This is a genomic window from Streptomyces prasinopilosus (assembly GCF_001419695.1).
In the GTDB taxonomy this organism is placed as follows: Bacteria; Actinomycetota; Actinomycetes; order Streptomycetales; family Streptomycetaceae; genus Streptomyces; species Streptomyces prasinopilosus.
The window spans coordinates 1-1046 of sequence record NZ_LIRG01000969.1 but is presented as its reverse complement, the minus strand read 5'-3'; the positions used below and the strand labels follow the sequence as shown (position 1 = coordinate 1046).

The following is a 1046-nucleotide window of genomic DNA, read 5'->3' as shown; positions in this document are numbered from 1 at the left end:
GGCCTGGTCCTCCCGGACCGGCCGTTCGACGGTCCGGTCCGGTGGTCCGGCGGGCGCCTCCCGCCGGACGGACGGCCCCCGGCCGCCGCCCCGGCCGCCCTCGCCGCGCACGTGGATCCGCGCGGTCTCCGTCCACAGCGGGCCGTCGGCGTCGGCGACGTCGGTGCGCATCACGAGGACGGCCGCCTCGCCCCGGTCGTGGACCGCCGTGATGCGGCGGGTGGTGACGGCGGCGGCGCACTCGGCGGGCAGGGGGCGGTACAGGGTCAGTGACTGGCCGGCGTGCAGGACGCGGGCGAGGTCGACGTCGACGCCGGGCATCGACAGCGCGCCGATCACCCCCGGGGAGCCGGCTCCCGCGACGGTGGCGAAGCTCGGCAGGACGTGCAGCCCGGACTCCAGGGTGTAGCGCAGTTCGCCGGGGTCGGTGGCGGGGACGCCCGCGCCGATGCCGAGGTGGTAGAGCTGGACGTCCTGGGGGCCCCAGGAGATCTCACCGGTCCGGGGAGGCGCGGCGAGCGCCCTGGCCGCGTCGATGGGCATGGGTCTCCTGACCGTCGGAGGGGCACCGGGCCCGAGGGCACCGGCAGGCCCCGCGGGCCGGCCGTGCCGTCGGTCGCCCCCGGACCCCCGGGGATCGCACGTCCCGCGTCAGGGTAGGACATACACCTTGACAGGGACATACCGCTTCATCCGCTCTAGGCTTCCCCCGTGAACGAGATGCCTGCGGACCACCGGCCCGCCAAGTCCGTACGGGTGCTGCTCGCGGAGGACGGCGGGACGGCGCACGGGGCGCTGGCCCTCCTGCTCCGCATGGAACCGGACCTCCAGGTGGTCGCCCAGGTGGCGTCGGGGGACGCGGTCCTGGACGCGGCGCTCACCCACCGCCCCGACGTCGCCCTGCTGGACGTCGGACTGCCCGGCATGAGCGGCCTGGACGCCGCCGCCGTGCTGCGCGACCAGGTGCCGGACTGCCGGGTGCTGATCCTCGCCACCTCCGGCCGCCCCGGCCATCTGCAGCGGGCCGTGGCCGCGGGCGCCGCCGG

2 protein-coding genes are annotated in these 1046 nt (G+C 77.2%); one reads left to right on the top strand and one right to left on the bottom strand.

All coding sequences use genetic code 11. From position 1 onward, the window contains the following. The coding region (locus AOK18_RS29180) for a hotdog family protein (RefSeq protein WP_206281610.1) at positions 1 to 543 on the bottom strand (543 nt) is incomplete at its 3' end. Positions 544 to 720: 177 nt separating this feature from the next. Here AOK18_RS29180 and AOK18_RS29175 point away from each other — a divergent pair. Beyond that, the coding region (locus tag AOK18_RS29175; RefSeq protein ID WP_157865287.1) for a response regulator at positions 721 to 1046 on the top strand (326 nt) is incomplete at its 3' end.